13 protein-coding genes are annotated in these 18456 nt (G+C 71.9%); 6 read left to right on the top strand and 7 right to left on the bottom strand.

Going from position 1 to position 18456, the window contains the following annotated elements; all coding sequences use genetic code 11:
- Positions 1-129 precede the first annotated feature (129 nt).
- On the bottom strand, positions 130-1506 hold the full coding sequence (locus tag F603_RS0102910; protein ID WP_019544514.1) for an alpha-amylase: 1377 nt from the start codon (positions 1504-1506) through the stop codon (positions 130-132).
- A gap of 301 nt (positions 1507-1807) precedes the next feature.
- Here F603_RS0102910 and F603_RS0102905 point away from each other — a divergent pair, with 301 nt between their 5' ends.
- The gene (locus tag F603_RS0102905; RefSeq protein WP_037955227.1) at positions 1808-3220 is read left to right on the top strand and encodes a Gfo/Idh/MocA family protein; all 1413 of its coding nucleotides are present in this window, start codon (positions 1808-1810) and stop codon (positions 3218-3220) included.
- A 73-nt stretch (positions 3221-3293) separates the two neighbouring features.
- On the opposite strand, the gene F603_RS0102900 is transcribed toward F603_RS0102905, so the two are convergent.
- Complete coding sequence (locus F603_RS0102900) at positions 3294-3995, bottom strand: L,D-transpeptidase family protein (protein ID WP_026328081.1); 702 nt, start codon at positions 3993-3995, stop codon at positions 3294-3296.
- 274 nt (positions 3996-4269) lie between these two features.
- Between F603_RS0102900 and F603_RS0102895 the strand changes: the two genes are divergently transcribed.
- Both F603_RS0102895 and F603_RS0102890 read left to right on the top strand, forming a co-directional pair.
- Positions 4270-6090 (top strand): ABC transporter transmembrane domain-containing protein, encoded by a 1821-nt coding sequence (locus F603_RS0102895; RefSeq protein WP_019544511.1) that lies wholly within the window; start codon positions 4270-4272, stop codon positions 6088-6090.
- Positions 6087-7877, top strand: a complete 1791-nt coding sequence (locus tag F603_RS0102890) for an ABC transporter ATP-binding protein (protein WP_019544510.1) — start codon at positions 6087-6089, stop codon at positions 7875-7877. The genes F603_RS0102895 and F603_RS0102890 overlap by 4 nt, the downstream gene beginning before the upstream one ends.
- 124 nt (positions 7878-8001) lie before the next feature.
- On the opposite strand, the gene F603_RS31470 is transcribed toward F603_RS0102890, so the two are convergent.
- From F603_RS31470 to F603_RS0102875, 3 genes are read right to left on the bottom strand one after another with little or no spacing between them, the layout of a single operon-like run.
- Positions 8002-9549, bottom strand: a complete 1548-nt coding sequence (locus tag F603_RS31470; protein ID WP_019544509.1) for a tripartite tricarboxylate transporter permease — start codon at positions 9547-9549, stop codon at positions 8002-8004.
- A 2-nt stretch (positions 9550-9551) separates the two neighbouring features.
- Positions 9552-10205, bottom strand: coding sequence for a tripartite tricarboxylate transporter TctB family protein (locus F603_RS0102880; protein WP_019544508.1), 654 nt, complete (start codon positions 10203-10205; stop codon positions 9552-9554).
- Entirely contained in the window at positions 10205-11194 is a 990-nt protein-coding gene (locus F603_RS0102875) for a Bug family tripartite tricarboxylate transporter substrate binding protein (protein WP_019544507.1), read from the bottom strand. Before F603_RS0102875 ends, F603_RS0102880 begins: the two co-directional genes overlap by 1 nt.
- 267 nt (positions 11195-11461) lie before the next feature.
- Here F603_RS0102875 and F603_RS0102870 point away from each other — a divergent pair, with 267 nt between their 5' ends.
- Together F603_RS0102870 and F603_RS0102865 are read left to right on the top strand one after the other, a co-directional pair.
- Positions 11462-13126 (top strand): ATP-binding protein, encoded by a 1665-nt coding sequence (locus tag F603_RS0102870; protein WP_019544506.1) that lies wholly within the window; start codon positions 11462-11464, stop codon positions 13124-13126.
- Positions 13123-13836: a response regulator gene (locus F603_RS0102865; protein ID WP_019544505.1), complete on the top strand. Its 714-nt coding sequence runs from the start codon at positions 13123-13125 to the stop codon at positions 13834-13836. The genes F603_RS0102870 and F603_RS0102865 overlap by 4 nt, the downstream gene beginning before the upstream one ends.
- A 225-nt stretch (positions 13837-14061) precedes the next feature.
- Here F603_RS0102865 and F603_RS0102860 read toward each other — a convergent pair whose 3' ends face one another.
- Together F603_RS0102860 and F603_RS0102855 are read right to left on the bottom strand one after the other, a co-directional pair.
- On the bottom strand, positions 14062-14229 hold the full coding sequence (locus F603_RS0102860) for a hypothetical protein (protein WP_037955126.1): 168 nt from the start codon (positions 14227-14229) through the stop codon (positions 14062-14064).
- Between the two features lie 696 nt (positions 14230-14925).
- The gene (locus F603_RS0102855) at positions 14926-15717 is read right to left on the bottom strand and encodes a metal-dependent hydrolase (protein WP_026328080.1); all 792 of its coding nucleotides are present in this window, start codon (positions 15715-15717) and stop codon (positions 14926-14928) included.
- Between the two features lie 187 nt (positions 15718-15904).
- Here F603_RS0102855 and F603_RS0102850 point away from each other — a divergent pair, with 187 nt between their 5' ends.
- On the top strand, positions 15905-18433 hold the full coding sequence (locus tag F603_RS0102850; RefSeq protein ID WP_019544502.1) for a DEAD/DEAH box helicase: 2529 nt from the start codon (positions 15905-15907) through the stop codon (positions 18431-18433).
- Positions 18434-18456: the final 23 nt, after the last annotated feature.

Here is an 18456-nt window from a genome sequence, read left to right as displayed (position 1 = left end):
CACGGGCCAGGCGAGCGGGCACGCATGGTCCGCCACGGTCCGCGAGCCCTCGCCACGGGCGCGTCGGACCCGGCGCGGCGCACGAGGCGCTGCCCCCGCCGCTCGGCAGGGGCAGCGCGGGAAGCGTCGTCAGGCGGTGGCCCCCGTGTGCAGGGCTACCGCGCCGTGGGCAGGCACCGTTGTCTGGACGGTGCCGTCTTCGGACACGTCGACGGTGTCGGAGCAACCGCCCTCCGTCGAGGCGACGTTGCAGTAGGTGCCGGCCGGGAGGGAGCTGGAGAAGGACCGGTCGAGGGTGCCGTCGCCGTTGTTGAGGGCGACGAAGCCGGCGTCGCCGCGGCTGAAGGCGAGCGCGCTGCCCTCGGACCACCAGTCGCCCAACTCCGCGTCACCGACGGCGTTGCGGAAGCCGACCATGCCCGTGACGTCGGACCGCGCGTGCATGTCGGTCCAGCCCTCGCCGCCGCTGGGCGGGCCGGCGTCCTCGTCGTCGAACTCGTAGCCGGAGTAGACGTTCGGCGAGCCGTAGGGGTGGGCGAGCATGAAGACGTTCGCGAGGGCGTAGGTGTCGCCGTCCTTGTAGCTGAGCGTCGAACCGTTCCGCTCGGTGTCCCAGTTGTCGACGAAGGTGCGTGCGTCGCCGCCGTCCAGCTTCCCCTCGGCGATGTCCTGGAGCGAGCCGAGGTCGCCGCCCTCGAAGGCGCTCCTCACGTGGGTGCCGAACCGGAACTCGTCGACGTCGCCGACGCCCGTGTACTCGTCGGGGCCGACGGCCTCGCCTTCGCCGTGGATGACCTCGCTGACCCAGAACCCCGGGTCCTCGCTCATCGCCGCCTTGATCCCCTCGACGTCGTCGGCCGCCATGTGCTTGGCCGCGTCGATGCGGAAGCCGGCGACGCCCATCGAGCGGAGGTCGTCGAGGTAGCCGGCGATCGCGCCGCGCACCTTCTCGCTGCCGGTGTCGAGGTCGGCGAGGCCGACGAGTTCGCAGTTCTGGACGTCGTCCCTGTCGGTGTAGTCGGAGATGTCGTTGCGGCAGGTGTGGAAGTCGCCGTCCTCGTAGAGGTCGGGGTACTCGTACTTCTGGTACGCGGTGCCTCCGGTGCCGGTACCGGAGCCCGAGGTCATGTGGTTGATCACCGCGTCCGCGATCACCTCGACGCCGGCCTGGTTGCAGGCGGCGACCATCGCCTCGAACTCCCCGCGGTCGCCGAGCCGTCCGGCGATCTCGTAGCTCACCGGCTGGTACGAGGTCCACCACTGGTCGCCCTCGATGTGCTCCATCGCCGGCGAGACCTCGACGTAGCCGTACCCGGCCGGGCCGAGGTCCTCCTCGCACGCCTGCGCGACGGAAGTGAAGGGGCGCTCGAAGAGGGTCGCGGTGACCGCCTTCTCGCCGGGCGGGGTGGCCTGGGACTGCCAGGGCGCGAGGACGACGAGGCCGCCGGCGGCGAGCACCCCTGCGGTGCCCGCGCTGATCCAGCGCCGTTTCTCGGGGGTCTTCATGGTGTGCGGCTCCTTCGTGGTACGGGTGCGCTCCGTCTTCCGAAAGGGCAGCCGCGCCCGGGCCGCCGTGAGGGTAACGGTGAGACTGCCGCCGGCTATGTGAGCACGTCAAGACTTCCGCAAGTGTTTCCACGAACTTTCTGAAAACCCGCCATCACCTTGCGGATCTTGCCGCGCTCTTGCGCCAACACCCCTCCAACGTGCAGTGTCCTGCGCGGAGTTGAGGATTCCGACGTACGCAGAGCTGCCGACCGAGCGCGCCGGACCCGCTCCGCCGGCCCGGGGGTGGCTCTCCAACCCGCTGGAGGTCTCCGTGAACATCCCCGATTTCAGTCGCCGTTCCCTACTGCGCGGCGCCGGCGCAGCAGGCGCGGGCCTGAGCGTCGGCGCGCTCGGAGCGGGAGAGGCGGCAGCCGCCTCCCCCGCGGCGGCCACGTCCGCCGAAGCGCCGCCGCGCAAGGGCCGGACGATGGTGGACACCCCCTTCGAACGCCACAGAACCGTCCGCGTCGGGCTCGTAGGGCTCGGGCAGCGGGGCGGCAGCATGATCGACCTCTACCTCGCGCTGGAGGGCGTGCGCGTGGTGGCGCTCTGCGACCCGGTCCGCGAGAAGGCCGAGCGCGCCGCGAAGAAGGTCACAGACGCGGGCCAACCGGCACCCGCGCTCTACACCTCGGGGGAGGAGGACTACGCCGCACTCTGCGCGCGCGGCGACGTCGACTTCGTCTACGTCGCGACCCCGTGGGACTTCCACTTCGAGATGGCGAGGACGGCGCTGCGCGAGGGCAAGCACGTCGGGGTGGAGTGTCCGCTGGCGCTCCGGGTCGACGAGCTGTGGGAGCTCGTCGACCTCTCCGAGCGCCAGCGCCGCCACTGCATGCAGTTGGAGAACTGCGCGTACGGGCGCAACGAGATGCGCGTGCTCCGCATGGCGCACGAGGGCCTCTTCGGCGACCTGCTCCACGGCGCCGGCGCCTACCTCCACGACCTCCGTGAGCTGATGTTCGACCCCGACTACTACGAGGGCCCGTGGCGCCGCCGCTGGCACACGAAGCTGCGGGGCGACCTCTACCCGAACCACGGCTTCGGCCCCATCGCCGGCTACTTCGACGTCAACCGCGGCGACCGCGCCGTCCGCATCTCCACCTTCGGCTCCCCCGCGCTCGGGCTCGCCGCATACCGGGAGGAGAACATGCCGCCCGGGCACGAGAGCTGGAAGGAGAGCTACATCGAGAGCGACATGTCGATATCGCTGGTGCAGACGGCGCAGGGCCGGCTGATCCGGCTGGAGCACGACGTCTCCAACCCGCACCCCTACGACCGCCTCAACGTCCTCGCCGGCACCAAGGGCGTCTTCGAGGACTACCCGCCGCGCATCTACCTGGAGCCCGAGATGTCCGGCGACGAGTGGGGCGACTTCGACAAGTACGCCGACCGGGACCACTGGCTCTGGAAGGAGCACGCCGATCCGCCCGGCGGCCACGGCGGCATGGACTACGTGATGCTCTTCCGGCTGATGCAGTGCATGCGCCTCGGCCTCGTCCCCGACTTCGACGTCTACGACGCGGCGACCTGGTCCTCCCCCGTACCGCTGAGCCACGCCTCCATCAAGGCGCACGGAGCGCCGCAGGAGATCCCCGACTTCACCCGCGGCGAGTGGCGAAAGAAGCGCGACGGGCTCGACTCCGAACAGCCCGACGACCCGCAGGGGTGAGTCCCCGCCCCCGTGCCGGCGGCCCGTCGGCACGGGGGCGCGTGTCGCCGACTCGCCCCCGTGCGTGCGGAGTTCACCCCGCGAGGGTCGCGCGGTCGCCCATCACCACCACGGGCTTGCGGTCCGGGTCGAGGGTGCGCAGCAGGTGGCGCATGGCCGCCGACGAGAGGGTGACGCAGCCAGAGGTGCCGTCGCCGTGGTCGCGGTGGAGCCAGATACTGCCGCCCTTCGTCTCGCCCTCCGGGCGGGTCGGGTCGAGAGGTGAGGTGCCCTCGACGCGGTTGTAGTCGATTGCGATGACGTAGTCGAAGTCGTGCCGGGTCTTCTTCGGCCAGTACGCGGGAGGGGTGAAGGCGGTGCTGCTGGTGTAGGGCAGCGCCGCGCCGGGATCGCTCCTGACGCCGCCGGCGTCGGAGAGCGTGAAGACGCCGACGGGGCTGCGCTTGTCGCCCTCGCGGTGGTCCTTCGCCCAGCCCTTGCGTCCGTTGTGCGCCGGCCAACTCTCCTGCTGCGTCCAGCGTTCGCCCTTGCGGGTGAGGAGGCGGACGGTCGACTCCGCGGAGTCCTTGCCCTTTCCGTAGACGGCGACCACCTGGCTGCTCCCGCGAGGGATCTTCGCGCGGTACCGCTCGCCCACGCCCGGGACGTGCCTCGGGTCACCGTGCCTGGCATCGGCCGACGCCGTCGAGGGACCGCCGCTCGGCTTCCGCTCAGCCGCCTCCTCGGGCGCTCCCCCGCACCCGGCGAGCGTCCCGACCAGCGCTGCGGCACACACCACCGCGGCGCACGCCCGCGCCGGGCTGCGCCCCGCGCGCCGCCGCCGACCGTGCACAGTCGGTGAGTTCGCCCTGCCGTCCGCGTCCCTCGCCCTTGCCGACACCCGACCTCCCGTGCTCGTCCCCGCGGCGTCGCTCGCCCCGGTCTCCTCTCGCATCCATCGTCGCACCCGGCACGGACACGGATCGGCGGCACGGAAAAACCCGTTGATTTCCGTCATCATTCCACCCAGCCTGTGACGGTCGCAGAACCCGCCAGCAGAACCGGACGCCATGCAGCTCAAGGATCTCCCCTACGACGACCCCGGCCGACCCGACGCACGTTCGGGGGCGCGGCTGCTGCTGTGGCTCGGCCGCGGTCAACTCGGCGGCCAGCTACGGGCGCTCGGCTGGGGGATGCTGCACCGCGGCGGCGTGGCGTTGCTGCCGGTCGTCGTGGGGTCCGCCGTGCAGGCCGTCACCGACGGCTCGAGCGGCCGACTCGCCGGCGCCGGCGCGGTGTTGGCGGTGCTCGCGCTCGCCGTCACCCTCGGCGACACCATGCTCCACCGCCAGTCCGTGAGCAACTGGATCACCGCGGCCGCCCGCATCCAGCAGGTCCTCGCCCGCCGTGCCGCGAGGCTCGGGGCCGGCCTCACCCGGAAGGTGGCTGCGGGCGAGGTCGTCGCCGTCTCCACGGGGGACGTGGAGAAGATCGGCTGGTGCGTCGAGTCGACTTCCCGGTTCACCTCCTCCGTGCTCGCCGCCTTCGGGGTCTGTGCCGCGCTCCTCGTCTACGAACCGCAACTCGGCCTCCTCGCCACCGGTGGCCTCTGCTGCCTCGCGCTCGCCGTGCTCCCGCTCCTGCCCCTGGCCACCCGGAGAGCCGACCGCCAGCGCGAACTGGCAGGTCACGCCACCGAGTTGGCAGCCGACACCGTCGCAGGACTCCGGGTGCTCCGCGGGATCGGCGGCGAAGAACTCTTCCTCGGCAGGTACCGCGACGCGTCCCAGCGCGTCCGCGCGGCCGCGGTGCGCACCGCGCGGATGTGGGCGCTGATCGAGACGGTCCAGGTCGCGCTGCCGGGGCTGCTCCTCGTCGGCGTCGTCTGGTACGGCACGCACGCCGTCCTCGCCGGAACACTCTCCGTGGGCCGCCTCGTCACCGTCTACGGACTCGTGACGTACCTGCTGATGCCGCTCCGCGACTTCCAGGAGTTCGCCATGGCGTACTCCTTCTCGCGCCCCTCCGCCGCCCGTGCCGCCAGGGTGCTGGCGCTGGAACGCGCGGCAGAGGACGCCGGCGAAGGGGACGTACGGCAGCCGCCCGTAGGCGAGTTGTACGACCCGGCGAGCGGACTGCGCGCCCCCGAGGGCACGTTCACCGCCGTCGTCTGCGACGACCCCGACGCCGCCGGGCGCCTCGCCGAGCGGCTCGGCGGCCACCCGCCCGCGCCGAGCGGAGAGCCCTCCGCTCTCCTCGGCGGCGTCCCCCTCGACGATGTGCCGCGAGAAGCGGCACGCCGCGCGGTCCTCGTCCAGGACAAGGACCCGTCGCTCCTCTCCGGCACCCTCGCCGCGCTCCTCGACGTACCCTCCTCCGGCGCCGTCGAGCCGCACGACGCGCTGCGCGCCGCCGAATGCGCCGACGTACTCACGGCGTTGGTGCGCTCCAGCCCGGAGTGCGGAGGCGACCCGATGGCCGCCCACCTCACCGAACGCGGACGCTCCCTCTCCGGCGGGCAACGCCAACGGCTCGCCCTCGCCCGCTCCCTCCTCACCGACCCGGACGTCCTCGTCCTCGACGAGCCGACCTCGGCCGTCGACGCGCACACGGAGGCCCGCATCGCCGCCGGCATCGAGGGACTGCGCAAGGGACGCACGACCGTCGTGCTCACCACGAGCCCGCTCCTCCTCGACCGGGCAGAGCACGTGGCGCTCCTCGTCGACGGCCGGGTACGAGCCGTGGGCGACCACGCCCAACTGCTGCGTACGGAGCCCGCGTACCGCTCCGTCGTCGCCCGCGGCACCCCGGGCACCGGCAGCCGCACGCCGATTACGCCCGTGCAGGACGACGAGCGCGGGGACGGTCAGGAACAGGAGGCGACGGTATGAGCGGCCGCATCGGCGTCCCACCGCCCGCCTACGACCCGGCGGCGCCCGAGGACGCCACCACTCTCCCCGTGGGGAGCCCGCGCACCGTGCGCACGTACGTGCGGGAGCTGCTCCGCCGGCACCGGCTCGCGTTCGGGCTGCTGATGGCGTTCAACTGCGCGGCCGTGCTCGCCTCGTTGGTGGGGCCGCACCTCCTCGGCGGGCTCGTGGAGCGGCTCGCCGCAGGCGAGCGCGAGCTGCCGCTGGCGCGCACGGTCGCCTTCTTCCTCTGCGCGCTCGCCTTCCAGGCGTTCTTCACCCGGCAGGTCCGGCTGCACGGCGCCGTACTCGGCGAACGCATGCTTGCCGATCTGCGGGAGGACTTCCTCGTCCGCTCGGTGCGGCTGCCTCCCGGAGTCCTGGAGAAGGCGGGGACGGGCGACCTCCTCTCGCGGATCACCACCGACATCGACCGCCTCTCCGACGCCATGCGCGAAGCCGTACCGCAGCTTGCGATCGGCGTCGCCTGGGCGCTGCTGCTCATCGGCGCACTGGCCTTCACCGCACCGGAGTTGGCCGTCTCGCTACTCGTCGCGCTCCCGGTGCTTCTCCTCGGGTGCCGCTGGTATTTCCGCCGGGCGCCGCGCGCCTACCGCTCGGAGGCCGCCGGGTACGCCGCCGTCGCCGCCGCGCTCGCGGAGACGATCGACGCGGGCCGCACCATCGAGGCCCACCGGCTCTCCGCACGGCGAGTGGCGCTGAGCGACCGCCGTGTCGCGCAGTGGACGGGATGGGAGCGGTACACGATGTGGCTCCGGACGATCATCTTCCCGACGATCAACCTCACCGACATGCTCGTCCTCGGCTCCGTGCTGATGCTCGGCGGCGCGTTCGCGCTGGAGGGGTGGATCACCGTGGGGCAGCTCACCACGGGCGCGCTCCTGGCCCAGATGCTCATCGAACCCGTGGGCATGATCCTGCGCTGGTACGACGAACTCCAGGTCGCGCAGGTGTCGTTGGCTCGCCTCGTCGGGGTGCGGGAGATCGATCCGGAGGCGGGGGAACTCGGCTCGGAGCCCTCGGGGCGCAACCTCAGCGCCGAGGACGTCCGCTTCGGCTACCTCGAAGGCGCCGATGTCCTCCACGGGCTCACCCTGCGGGTCAGCACCGGCTCCCGCGTCGCCCTCGTCGGCCCTTCGGGAGCGGGCAAGTCGACGCTGGGGCGGTTGCTCGCCGGCGTCTACCGGCCCCGCGAGGGGCGACTCACTCTCGGCGACGCCGAGTTGGGGACGATGCCGGCCGAAGACGTGCGGCGGCACGTGGCGCTCGTCAACCAGGAGCACCACGTCTTCGTCGGACCGCTCCGCGACAATCTGCGGCTCGCCAGACCGGAGGCGCGCGACACCGAGCTGTGGGCGGCGCTCCGCGCCGTCGGCGCGTCCGAGTGGGCAGCGGCGCTCGAAGGAGGTCTCGACGCGCAGGTCGGCTCGGGCGGAGCGGTCGTGACACCGGCGCAGGCACAGCAGATCGCCCTCGCGCGACTCGTCCTCGCCGACCCGCACACCCTCGTCCTCGACGAGGCGACGTCCCTCCTCGACCCGCGCGCGGCCCGGCAGTTGGAGCGCTCCCTCGCCACGGTGCTGGACGGCCGCACCGTCGTCGCCATCGCCCACCGGCTGCACACGGCGCACGACGCCGACGCCATCGCCGTCGTCGAGGACGGCCGTATCAGCGAGTTCGGCAGCCACACCGAACTCCTCGCCGCGGACGGCGCGTACGCGGCACTGTGGCGGTCGTGGCACGGGTAGGAGCGCGCCCCGTGCCATGCTGCGGCGGTGCGTGTGCGCGTGATGACGAGACACGTGCCGGCGCTCCAGGAACAGCCGTGAACCGGCGGCGGCGCGAGCAACGACGCGCCGCCGCCGGACCGTACTAGGAGGTGCCGGCCCCCGTCGTCTCCCGCTCCCTGCGCTCGGCGCGCAGGCGGCGCACGCGCGAGACGAGCGGGATGAACGCGGCGATCAGGACCAGCGCGTAGAGCGTCAGCGAGATCCCGCTGTCGACGAGGATCGACAGGTCCCCCGCCGAGGCAGCAAGGGCGCGGCGCAGCTCGCTCTCGGCGATCGGCCCGAGGACGACGCCGATGAGCGCCGGCGCGACGGGCACCCCGAAGTGCCGCATGACGAAGGCGAGGAGCGCCACGCCGATCAGCATCACGAGGTGGACGACCGAGGCGTTGATCGCGTAGACGGCGAGCACCGAGAAGAGGGTGATCCCGGCGTAGAGGTAGGGCTTCGGCAGCTTCAGCAGCCTCGCCCACAGCGGCGCGAACGGCAGGTTGATCACCAGCAGCAGGACGCTTCCGATCAGCAGGCTGGCGAGGAGCGTCCAGACGAGGTCGCCGTTGCGCTCGAAGAGCACGGGCCCCGGCTGGAGACCGTACTGCTGAAACGCCGCGAGCATGATCGCCGCCGTCGCCGAGGTCGGGAGGCCGAGGCCGAGCAGGGGGACGAGGCTGCCGGCCGCGCTCCCGTTGTTGGCGGCCTCGGGGCCCGCGACGCCCTCGATGGCGCCCTTGCCGAACTCGCTCTCGCCGCCGCCGCGTTGCTCGCGCCGCTTGGCGAGCCGCCGTTCCGCGCCGAGCGAGAGGAACGTCGGGATCTCGGCCCCGGAGCCCGGGATCGGCCCGAAGGCCGTGCCCAGCGCCGTACCGCGCAGCCACGCCGGCAGGGAGCGGCGCACGTCGCGCCGCTTGAGCCACGGCTTGCCCGCGCGGATGGAGGCGAGGTCGGGGGCGTTCCTGCCGCGTGCGGCGACGTGGAGCACCTCGCCGAGCGCGAGCAGGCCGACGGTGACGATGACGATGTCGATGCCGTCGAGCAGGACGGGCGAGCCGAAGTCGAAGCGGGGCGCGCCGCTCTGCCCGTCGATGCCGACGAGCCCGATCGCGAGGCCGATGAGGAGCGAGGCGACGCCCCGCAGCACCGACCCCGAGACGACCGCTGCGACCGCGACGAAGGAGAAGACCGTGAGCGCGAAGTACTCGCCGGGACCGAACTTCAGCGCGAAGTCGACCATCGTGGGCGCGAAGAGCGCCACGACGAGCGTGCCGATGATGCTCGCCACGAACGAACCGATCACCGCTGTGCCGAGCGCCTGCGGTGCACGCCCGCCGAGCGCCATCCGGTGGCCCTCGTAGGTCGTGGCGATCGAGGACGCCTGCCCCGGGGTGTTGAGCAGGATCGAGGTCGTCGCGCCGCCGAACATGCCGCCGTAGTAGACGCCGGCGAAGAGGATGAACGCGCTCGTCGGGTCCATCTGGAAGGTGACGGGCAGCAGGAGCGCCACCGCCATCGCCGAGCCCATGCCGGGCAGGACGCCGACGGCGGTGCCGAGGAGGACGCCGCAGAAGGCCCACAGCAGGTTGCCGGGCGTCAGCGCCGCCGCGAGGCCGTCGCGGAGGAGGACTATCGCATCCATGGTTACAGCACCAACTCCAGTACGCCACCGGGCAGGTTGAGCCCGAGGCCGAGCGAGAAGCCGACCTGCACGGCCGCCGACATCGACAGGGAGACCACCGCGTCCCGCACCCAGGTCCGCGCACCGAAGGCGTACGCGACGCCCCAGAAGAGGAGCGCTCCGGAGAGCAGCCAGCCCAGCGGCTCCAGCAGCGCGACGTGGACGGCGAGGGTGAGGACGATGATCCCCACGGGCGGCCAGTCGACCCCGGGGGCGCCCGGCGCCTGTGCACCCTCGCGTATGCGCCGCGCCACGCGCAGGTTGACGAAGACCATGCGGGCGGCGACGAGGAGCAGCAGCGCGCCGACGATGCCGGGAACGACCCCGGGACCCGGCGGCGGACTGTGCGGCGGGGCCTCGATGGTGAGGGCGCCCCAGACGGCGACGGCGCCGAAGAGCGCAACGAGCCCGGGGAAGACCCAGGCGGTACGCCCCGTCCACGGCGCGGTCTCCGGGTCGTGGGCCGCCTCGGCGTCCGGGGTCGGGTCGGCGTCGGGCGCCGGGGCGGCGGCCGGCGGCTCGGTGGCGTCCGCGTCGCCTGCGGTGGGCGGGGGTTCGGCGGTCTCGGCGGTCTCGGCGGAGTCGTCCGGTTGCGCGGGGTTCTGTCGGTTCGTCATCACAGCCCCAGCGCCTTCACGGTCTTCCTCGTCTCCGCCGTCTCCTTCTTCAGGAACTCCTCGAACTCGGCGCGGCCCTGGTAGGTGTCGGTCCACCGGTTGCGCTTGAGGGTGTCGGCCCAACTGGGGCTGTTCCTGAGCTTTTCGACGACGCGCTCCAACTTCGCCGTCTCCGCCCGCGTCAGCCCCGGCGGTGCGATGACGCCGCGCCAGTTCGACATCTCCACGTCGTACCCTTCCTCCGCCATCGTCGGCACGTCGACGCCGTCCAGCCGCTCCTTCGAGGAGACGCCGAGGGCGCGGACGGAGCCGGTCTCCAACTGGTCGCTGAAGTCGCCCAGAGTGCCGAAGCCGACGTCGGCCGTGCCGGAGAGGAGCGAGGTGAGGACCTCGCCTCCGCCCGCGTACGGCAGGTAGTTGATCTCCGCAGGGGGTGTGTCCATGCTCTCCGCGACCCGTGCGGCGAAGATCTGGTCGACGCCGCCCATCGATCCGCCCGCCACCGGCAGGTCCTTCGCCTTGCCGGGCCAGTCCTCGGCGAGGTCGTCGAGGGTCTTGTAGGGGGACTTGGCGGGGACGACGACCGTCAGGTACTCGGAGGCGAGTTGGGCGATCGGCGTCGAATCGGCCATGGTGTGCTGCGAGTCGAGGGACTCGACCGCGCCGACCATGCCGAGGCCCGACATGGTGAGCACGTTGTCCTGGCCGTGCCTGTTGGCGTTCTGCGTGAGGCCGATGGTCCCGCCGGCGCCCTCCGCGTTGGCGACCTCGACGTTGTAGCGCAGGTCCTCCTCGCGCAGGCCGCTCTGCATCTCCCGCGCGAGCATGTCCCAGCCGCCGCCGGGCGCCGCGGGCGCGATCAGCATCAGCTTCTCGCCCGGACCGCTGCCCGACGCGGCCTTCTGCCGTACGTCGACGACGGCGGCCCCGACCAGGAGCACGGCAGCGGATACGGCCGCCGTACGTTTCAGGAGCCTGGCAGACTTCATCCCGTCCGTCCTTTCTCTCCTCGGTGCGGTGCCCGGCGCCTGCCGGGCCTTTCGCCAACCGCGGCGCACCGCCTCCCGCGGGAGGCAGGCGCTGCGGGGTGCACCACAGTGTGAGCGCGGTTACAGGCACGTTCGAGATCTGTTAACACTGACGTCATAGTGGTCGTATTGGTCGCGATCCGGCTGCGCCCGCACCGCCCGGCCGGCCCCTGTACCGCCGCCCGCCCGGGCCCGTACCCCGCTTCTTCCTCTCCCCGATGTCTCCTCATGCACCTTCCGCGCCCCCGCCGTCTCTCCCTCACCGGCTCCCTCTTCGTTGGCTGCGTCCTGCTCCTCACCCTCGCGGTGACGGCGACGGGCGGCCTCTGGATCGCCCACCACGACGACGAGTTGGACCGGCAGTACAGCGCACGTGTGCTCACCATCGCCCGCTCGGTCGCCCTCATGCCCCAGGTCCGGGAGGCGCTGCCGCGCCCGGACGGCGCGCGCGTGCTCGACCCCCTCGCCGACGACGTCCAGCGGGCGACGGGTGCGCTGTACGTGGTCGTGGCGACGCCCGACGGCATGCGGATGTCGCACGTGGACGACGAGTTGATCGGCAAGCGCGTCTCCACGCCGCCGGGTCCGGCGGCCAGCGGGCACGAGTGGAGCGGTGAGCAGACCGGCACCCAAGGCCGCAGCGTGCGTGCGAAGGTGCCGGTGCGCTCGGGGAACGAGGTCGTCGGGTACGTCTCGGTCGGTGTGCTCACCTCGGACATCACGAGCGAGGCCACCGCCGCGCTCCCCTGGGTGCTGGGGACCACCGCGACGGTGCTGGTGCTCGGCGCGGCCGGCGCCTTCGTGCTCTCGCGCCGGGGGCGGGCCAAGACGTACGGGCTCGAACCCGCTGATATCACGGCGTTGTTGGAGAGCAGGGAGGCGCTGCTCTACGGCGTCAGGGAGGGCGTACTCGCCGTCGACACGGAGGGCCGCATCGTCCTCGTCAACCCGCCCGCGCGGGAGATGCTCGACCTGCCCCCGGCGAGCGAGGGCCGCATGCTCGAAGACCTCGGACTCGATGCGCGGCTGCGCGACATCGTCTCCGGCGACGACCCCGGCGCCGACCGCATCGTCCTCGCCGGAGCCCGCATCCTCGTCTGCAACCGGATGCCGGTACGGGTGCGGGGCCGCACGGCAGGAGCGGTGGTGACGCTGCGCGACCGCACCGAACTAGACCGGCTCACCGGCGAACTCGACGGCGCCCGCACGGTCACGAGCGGCTTGCGGGCGCAGTCCCACGAGTTCGCCAACCGCATCCACACCGTCGCCGGGATGCTGGAGCTGGGCGCCACGGAAGAGGCCCGCGCCTACCTCGCCGACCTCTCCGCCGCCCACGCACGGGCCAGCGACGAGGTGAGCGAGCGGATCGCCGACCCGGCGGTCGCCGCGCTCGCCCTCGCGAAGTCCGCCCAAGCGACCGAGCGCGGCGCGGAGTTGCTGCTCTCGCCGATGAGCCGTGTGCCCTCGCCGCTGCCGAGCACGCTGCGGTCGGACGTGCTCCTCGTCCTCGGCAACCTCGTCGACAACGCGCTCGACTCCGTCACGGCGGCCGGCGAGGGCTGGTTGGAAGTGCTCGTCCGCGTCCACCCGGCCGACGGCGAGGAGTTGCTGCGCGACCTCGTCGAAGTCCGGGTCATCGACTCCGGTGGCGGGGTCTCGGCCGAACTCGCCGAGGAGATCTTCGACTACGGTTTCACCACCAAAGCCGCGAGGGACAGCGGCGGTCGCGGGCTGGGGCTGGCGCTGGTGCGCCAGGTCTGCGAGAGTCGCGCGGGCAGTGTCCAGGTGGTGCCAGGGGAGGCCGACAGCGAGGAGGGGGCCGTGTTCACCGCGTACCTGCCCGTCGCCGAGGCCGCGCGGGGTGTCGCCGTGACGCGGGCGGTGCCTTCGTGATCAGGGTCCTCGTCGTCGACGACGACGCGCGGGTGGCCCGCAACCACCGCGAACTCGTCGACTCGCTCCCGGGGTTCACCACAGCAGGCATCGTGCACACCGCCGTCGACGCGCTCGACGCGGTGCGGCGGCTGCGGCCCGACCTCGTCCTCCTCGACCTCTACCTCCCCGACGACACGGGGATCTCGGTGCTGCGCACGCTGCGCGCGCCCGAGACCGCGGTCCGGCATCCCGTCGACTTCCTCGTCATCACCGCGGTGCGCGACATCGACCAGGTGCGCGCCGCGCTGCACGGCGGCGCCGTCCACTACCTGCTGAAGCCCTTCCCGCTGACAGCGTTGCGGGACCGGCTGGAGCGGTACGCCGTCGCGCGCAGCAAGATGACCGACGCGGGCGAGGCCGCCTCGCAGCGGGAGGTCGACCGGCTCTTCGCGCTGATGCGCTCCCCCGTCGCGGCCCCGGCGCTCCCCAAGGGGCTGACGTCGACGACGAGCGAACTCGTCGCGGACGTGCTCCGCGGCGCCGAAGGCGACCTGTCGGCCGTCGACGTCAGCGCACGCACCGGCGTTTCACGCGTCACCGCGCGCCGCTATCTGGAACACCTCTGCGCCGACGGCCGCGTCGAACTGCGCATGCGGTACGGCTCGGCCGGACGCCCCGAACACCGCTACCGCTGGCTGCGCGCCGGCGCCACCGACGCGGGGAACTGAGGGGACGGCCGGGGCTGAGTCGCTGAAGTGACCGGGGCGGCCCAGGAGTCGGCGTTGCGGAGGACGACGGGTGGGCTCGCGGCTTTCGGTGACGGCACGGGGCGGGTTCGGTGCCGGACAGTGAAAGAACGGGCTCGGCCCCGCACCGAGGCGCGAAGCCCCGGCGGCCGTACGCGTCGGCGGGCGCCCCGGACCGTTGCCCCGGACGCCCGCACGCATTCCCTTCTACCAGCGGTACCAGCGACCGCGACCTGCTCCGGTGCCGGGGCGCACGACGAAGCCGAGCAGCCACACGACCAGGACGACCAGCGCGATCCACCACAGCGCCTTCACGGCGAAGCCCGCCCCGAAGAGGAGCAGGACAAGCAACAGGACGAGAAGCAAAGGAATCACTCTTCTCACCTCCGGGCGCCGGGTACCCAACACCTCGACGGTCACGCCGGGTTGAGGCACCGGTTTCGGCGACTCTCCGGCCGCGTCCCCGCTCCTCCGGTAGGAAGCAGCCATGGCGACGGGACCCAGCGGGACGACGGGGCACCCCAGGGTGCGCCTTCCAAGCAGCACCCCGACACGAGCCCGTCAGCCGGAGCGTGACGTATCCCCGCACCTCCGTCGCCGCACGAGAAGGCAACTCCCGCGGTGAGACGGCTCGTTCACGCATGCGGAGACGAACCCGATGTACTCCGCCGGCCGTCCCACGCTTCAGCCCCCCCCGGAGGCCGGCGTCCCTGCACGAACCCCTCACGGAGTGCACCGCCGAACAGGTTCGGGACACCGCGGACGGCGGCAACGAGCGGCTCCGGTTCCGTCGCTCCGCCAGCTCCGAGTACCCGTCGAGGAGGCGTGGCCCGAGAAAGGGATCGGCCGCACGCAGACGCCGGGGGAGCCACTTCCCGACGCCGTGCCACGCGCCGCGCTCAGCCGTCAGCAACCGGGCGCTCTCGGTGGAGAGCCGTGCGCCGACGGCGAGTTGCTCGTGCCAGGCCCCACCGGCTCCGGACGGTCGCCTGCCTCAGCCACGGCGCGCCGCCTCCTCGGACCGGCCAAGGCCAACGTGCCGCTCTCCACGGGCGGTTGCCCGGGCGCGGCTCAGACCACTCCGAGCGCGACGAGACTGCCCGCGCCGCCGAGCACCATGAAGGCCGGCATGAGGACCGCGTTCTCCACCCACGCGCCGGCCCTGAAGCGCATGAAGTGGGGCGTGCCCAGCGGATACCAGCGCTTGCCCGCTATCGGTATCGGCCACAGGACCGGGCACCCCGAGACGGTGAGCGCATCCCCGATGTTGTGGACCAGCGCCCCCACGACGATCGGCACCCCGAGCCACAGGTACTCCCGGCCGTCGGCGCCGAAGAGCCAGTCGGCCCCGTTGCCGGGGCGGTCGAGTATCTCCACCAGCATCCAGGCACTCGTGGCGCCGAGCAGCCAGACGAGGACGTCGCTGGAGACCCGCGCCGCACGCCAGAGCAGCCCTTCCACCGCGAGCACCATGTGGATGAAGAGGATCACCAGCACGGCCCAGCGCCCGCCGAAGTACGCGATCGCGGAGAACCCGCCGCCGATGAAGAGCGCCCACGGCCAGGTGTGGGTCAGTGTGCGGTGCCCTCCCGACCGCTGCCTCTCCCCTTTTCCCCGGGTCGCGTTGTAGACGGCGGTGGAGACGGTGTCGATGATTCCGCACAGGGCTCTGGAGAGCGGCCCGAAAGCACGGGAGATGGTGGCCGACTTCTGGTCGAGGTCGGGGGCGAGTGCGGCGCCCGAGCAGATGAGCATGCCCGCCAGGAGCACCGGCCAGGGCATCGGGTTCTCCAGCCAGGCCGCCGCCGCACCCACTCCGAGCCACGCCGCCGCTCCCGACAGCGAATGCGCCGGTCCCATCATCTCTATCCCCGCCCTGTGGTTGTCTCTCGGTCCGCGTGCGCGCGGCTCGCCACGAGCCGCCGGAGCACCGGTGACTGGTCTTCCGGTGCCGTCGGTTCCGATCTGACACCCGGTCGGCGACACAGGGTAGCGTCCGATGATCACCGCGGGCGCACCGGTTCACCGATCGCCCGGGAGGCAAGGCAGTATGGGGGCCGTGACAGCCACCCTTATCGATCAGTTGCCCGCCGACGCCGATCCGGACGCCCTCTTCGAGTCCTTCTCGGACTGGGCGGAAGAGCGGGGTATCTCGCTCTATCCGGCTCAGGAGGAGGCGCTGATCGAGGTGGTGTCCGGGGCCAACGTCATCCTCTCGACGCCCACCGGCTCGGGTAAGAGCCTCGTCGCCGCGGGAGCCCACTTCGCCGCGCTGGCACAGGACAAGGTCACCTTTTACACGGCGCCGATCAAGGCGCTCGTCTCGGAGAAGTTCTTCGACCTCTGCAAGCTCTTCGGCACCGAGAACGTCGGGATGCTCACGGGGGACGCCTCGGTCAACTCCGATGCCCCGGTGATCTGCTGCACCGCAGAGGTCCTCGCCTCCATCGCCCTGCGCGACGGCGCCGACGCGGACATCGGCCAAGTGGTGATGGACGAGTTCCACTTCTACGCGGAGCCGGACCGCGGGTGGGCCTGGCAGATCCCGCTCCTCGAGCTGCCGCAGGCACAGTTCGTCCTCATGTCCGCGACCCTCGGCGACGTCTCGCGCTTCGAGGAGGACCTCAGCCGACGCACGGGCCGCTCGACCGCCGTCGTCAGCTCGGCGACCCGCCCCGTACCGCTGAGCTACGAGTACCGGACGACGCCGCTCACCGAGACCCTCACCGAACTGCTGGAGACGCACCAAGCTCCCGTCTACATCGTCCACTTCACGCAGGCGCAGGCGGTGGAGAGAGCTCAGGCGCTGATGAGCATCAACATGTGCTCGCGCGCCGAGAAGGACGAGATCGCAAAGATCATCGGCAACTTCCGCTTCACCACCGGCTTCGGCCGCAACCTCTCCCGGTTCGTCCGGCACGGAATCGGCGTGCACCACGCGGGGATGCTGCCGAAGTACCGGCGGCTCGTCGAGCGCCTGGCGCAGGCCGGCCTCCTCAAGGTCATCTGCGGCACGGACACGCTGGGGGTCGGTATGAACGTGCCGATCCGTACCGTGCTCTTCACGGCGCTGGCGAAGTACGACGGGAATCGCGTACGCACGCTGCGGGCGCGGGAGTTCCACCAGATCGCGGGGCGTGCCGGGCGGGCAGGCTTCGACACCTCCGGGTTCGTCGTGGCGCAGGCGCCCGAGCACGTGATCGAGAACGAGAAGGCGCTCGCCAAGGCCGGCGACGACCCGAAGAAGCGCCGCAAGGTGGTGCGGAAGAAGGCGCCCGAAGGCTCGGTCAACTGGAGCCAACAGACCTTCGAGAAGCTGATCGCCTCCGACCCGGAGCCCCTCACCTCGCGCTTCCGCGTCACGCACGCGATGCTCCTCGCCGTCATCGCGCGGCCCGGCGACGCCTTCCAGCAGATGCGGAAGCTGCTGGAGGACAACCACGAGGACCGCCGAAGCCAACTGCGGCACATCAGGCGCGCCATCGCGATCTACCGCTCCCTCCTCGACGGCGGCATCGTCGAGCAGCTCGACGAGCCCGACGCGCAAGGCAGGCGGATCAGGCTCACCGTCGACCTCCAGCAGGACTTCGCGCTCAACCAGCCGCTCTCGACGTTCGCGCTCGCCGCCTTCGAGCTCCTCGACCCCGAATCCCCTTCCTACGCGCTGGACATGGTCTCGGTGGTGGAATCGACGCTCGACGATCCGCGCCAGATCCTCGCCGCGCAGACCAACAAGGCGAAGGGCGAAGCCGTCGCCGAGATGAAGGCAGAGGGCATCGAGTACGAGGAGCGGATGGAGCGGCTGATGGACATCACCCATCCGCAGCCGCTCGAGGAGCTCCTCTTCCACGCCTACGGGCTCTACCGCAGGTCGCACCCCTGGGTCGGGGACCACCCGCTCTCCCCGAAGTCGGTGGTGCGGGACATGTACGAACGCGCCATGACCTTCAGCGAGTTCGTCTCCTTCTACGAGCTGGCGAGGACGGAGGGGATCGTCCTGCGCTACCTCGCCGGGGCCTACAAGGCGCTGGAGCACACCGTCCCCGACGACCTGAAGTCGGAGGATTTCCAGGACATCACGGCCTGGCTGGGCGAGCTGGTGCGCCAGGTCGACTCCAGCCTCCTCGACGAGTGGGAGCAGCTCGCCAACCCGGAGGACGAGACCGCCGAGGAGGCCCAGGACCGCGCCGACGAGGTGAAGCCGGTGACCGGCAACCCGCGGGCCTTCCGGGTGCTCGTGCGCAACGCCCTCTTCCGCCGGGTCGAGCTCGCGGCGCTGGACAAGGTCGCCGAACTCGGCGCGCTCGACGCGGAGTCGGGGTGGGACGAGGACGCGTGGGCCGAGGCGATGGACGGCTACTGGGATGAGTACGACGACCTCGGTACGGGGCCGGACGCACGCGGCCCCAAGCTGCTCCGTATCGAGGAGGTGCCCCAGGACGGCCTCTGGCGCGTCCGGCAGACCTTCGACGACCCGCAGGGCGATCATGACTGGGGCATCTCCGCGGAGGTCGACCTCACCGCCTCCGACGCGGAGGGCCGCGCAGTGCTGAAGATCACCGATGTCGGACGGTTGTGACACCCGTCGCGCCGAGTGGGAAG

This window comes from Streptomyces sulphureus DSM 40104 (assembly GCF_000381025.1).
Classification (GTDB): Bacteria; Actinomycetota; Actinomycetes; order Streptomycetales; family Streptomycetaceae; genus Streptomyces; species Streptomyces sulphureus.
Note: the sequence above shows the minus strand (reverse complement) of the source record. Positions and strands in the feature narration are given on the sequence as shown.

Excerpts from the sequence above, each read along its gene's own strand:
- F603_RS0102870 (WP_019544506.1), top strand. The coding sequence starts at position 11,462 with ATGCACCTTCCGCGCCCCCGCCGTCTCTCCCTCACCGGCTCCCTCTTC.
- F603_RS0102895 (WP_019544511.1), top strand. The coding sequence starts at position 4,270 with ATGCAGCTCAAGGATCTCCCCTACGACGACCCCGGCCGACCCGACGCA.
- F603_RS0102850 (WP_019544502.1), top strand. The coding sequence starts at position 15,905 with ATGGGGGCCGTGACAGCCACCCTTATCGATCAGTTGCCCGCCGACGCC.
- F603_RS0102855 (WP_026328080.1), bottom strand. The coding sequence starts at position 15,717 with ATGATGGGACCGGCGCATTCGCTGTCGGGAGCGGCGGCGTGGCTCGGA.
- F603_RS0102890 (WP_019544510.1), top strand. The coding sequence starts at position 6,087 with ATGAGCGGCCGCATCGGCGTCCCACCGCCCGCCTACGACCCGGCGGCG.
- F603_RS31470 (WP_019544509.1), bottom strand. The coding sequence starts at position 9,549 with ATGGATGCGATAGTCCTCCTCCGCGACGGCCTCGCGGCGGCGCTGACG.
- F603_RS0102875 (WP_019544507.1), bottom strand. The coding sequence starts at position 11,194 with ATGAAGTCTGCCAGGCTCCTGAAACGTACGGCGGCCGTATCCGCTGCC.
- F603_RS0102910 (WP_019544514.1), bottom strand. The coding sequence starts at position 1,506 with ATGAAGACCCCCGAGAAACGGCGCTGGATCAGCGCGGGCACCGCAGGG.
- F603_RS0102880 (WP_019544508.1), bottom strand. The coding sequence starts at position 10,205 with ATGACGAACCGACAGAACCCCGCGCAACCGGACGACTCCGCCGAGACC.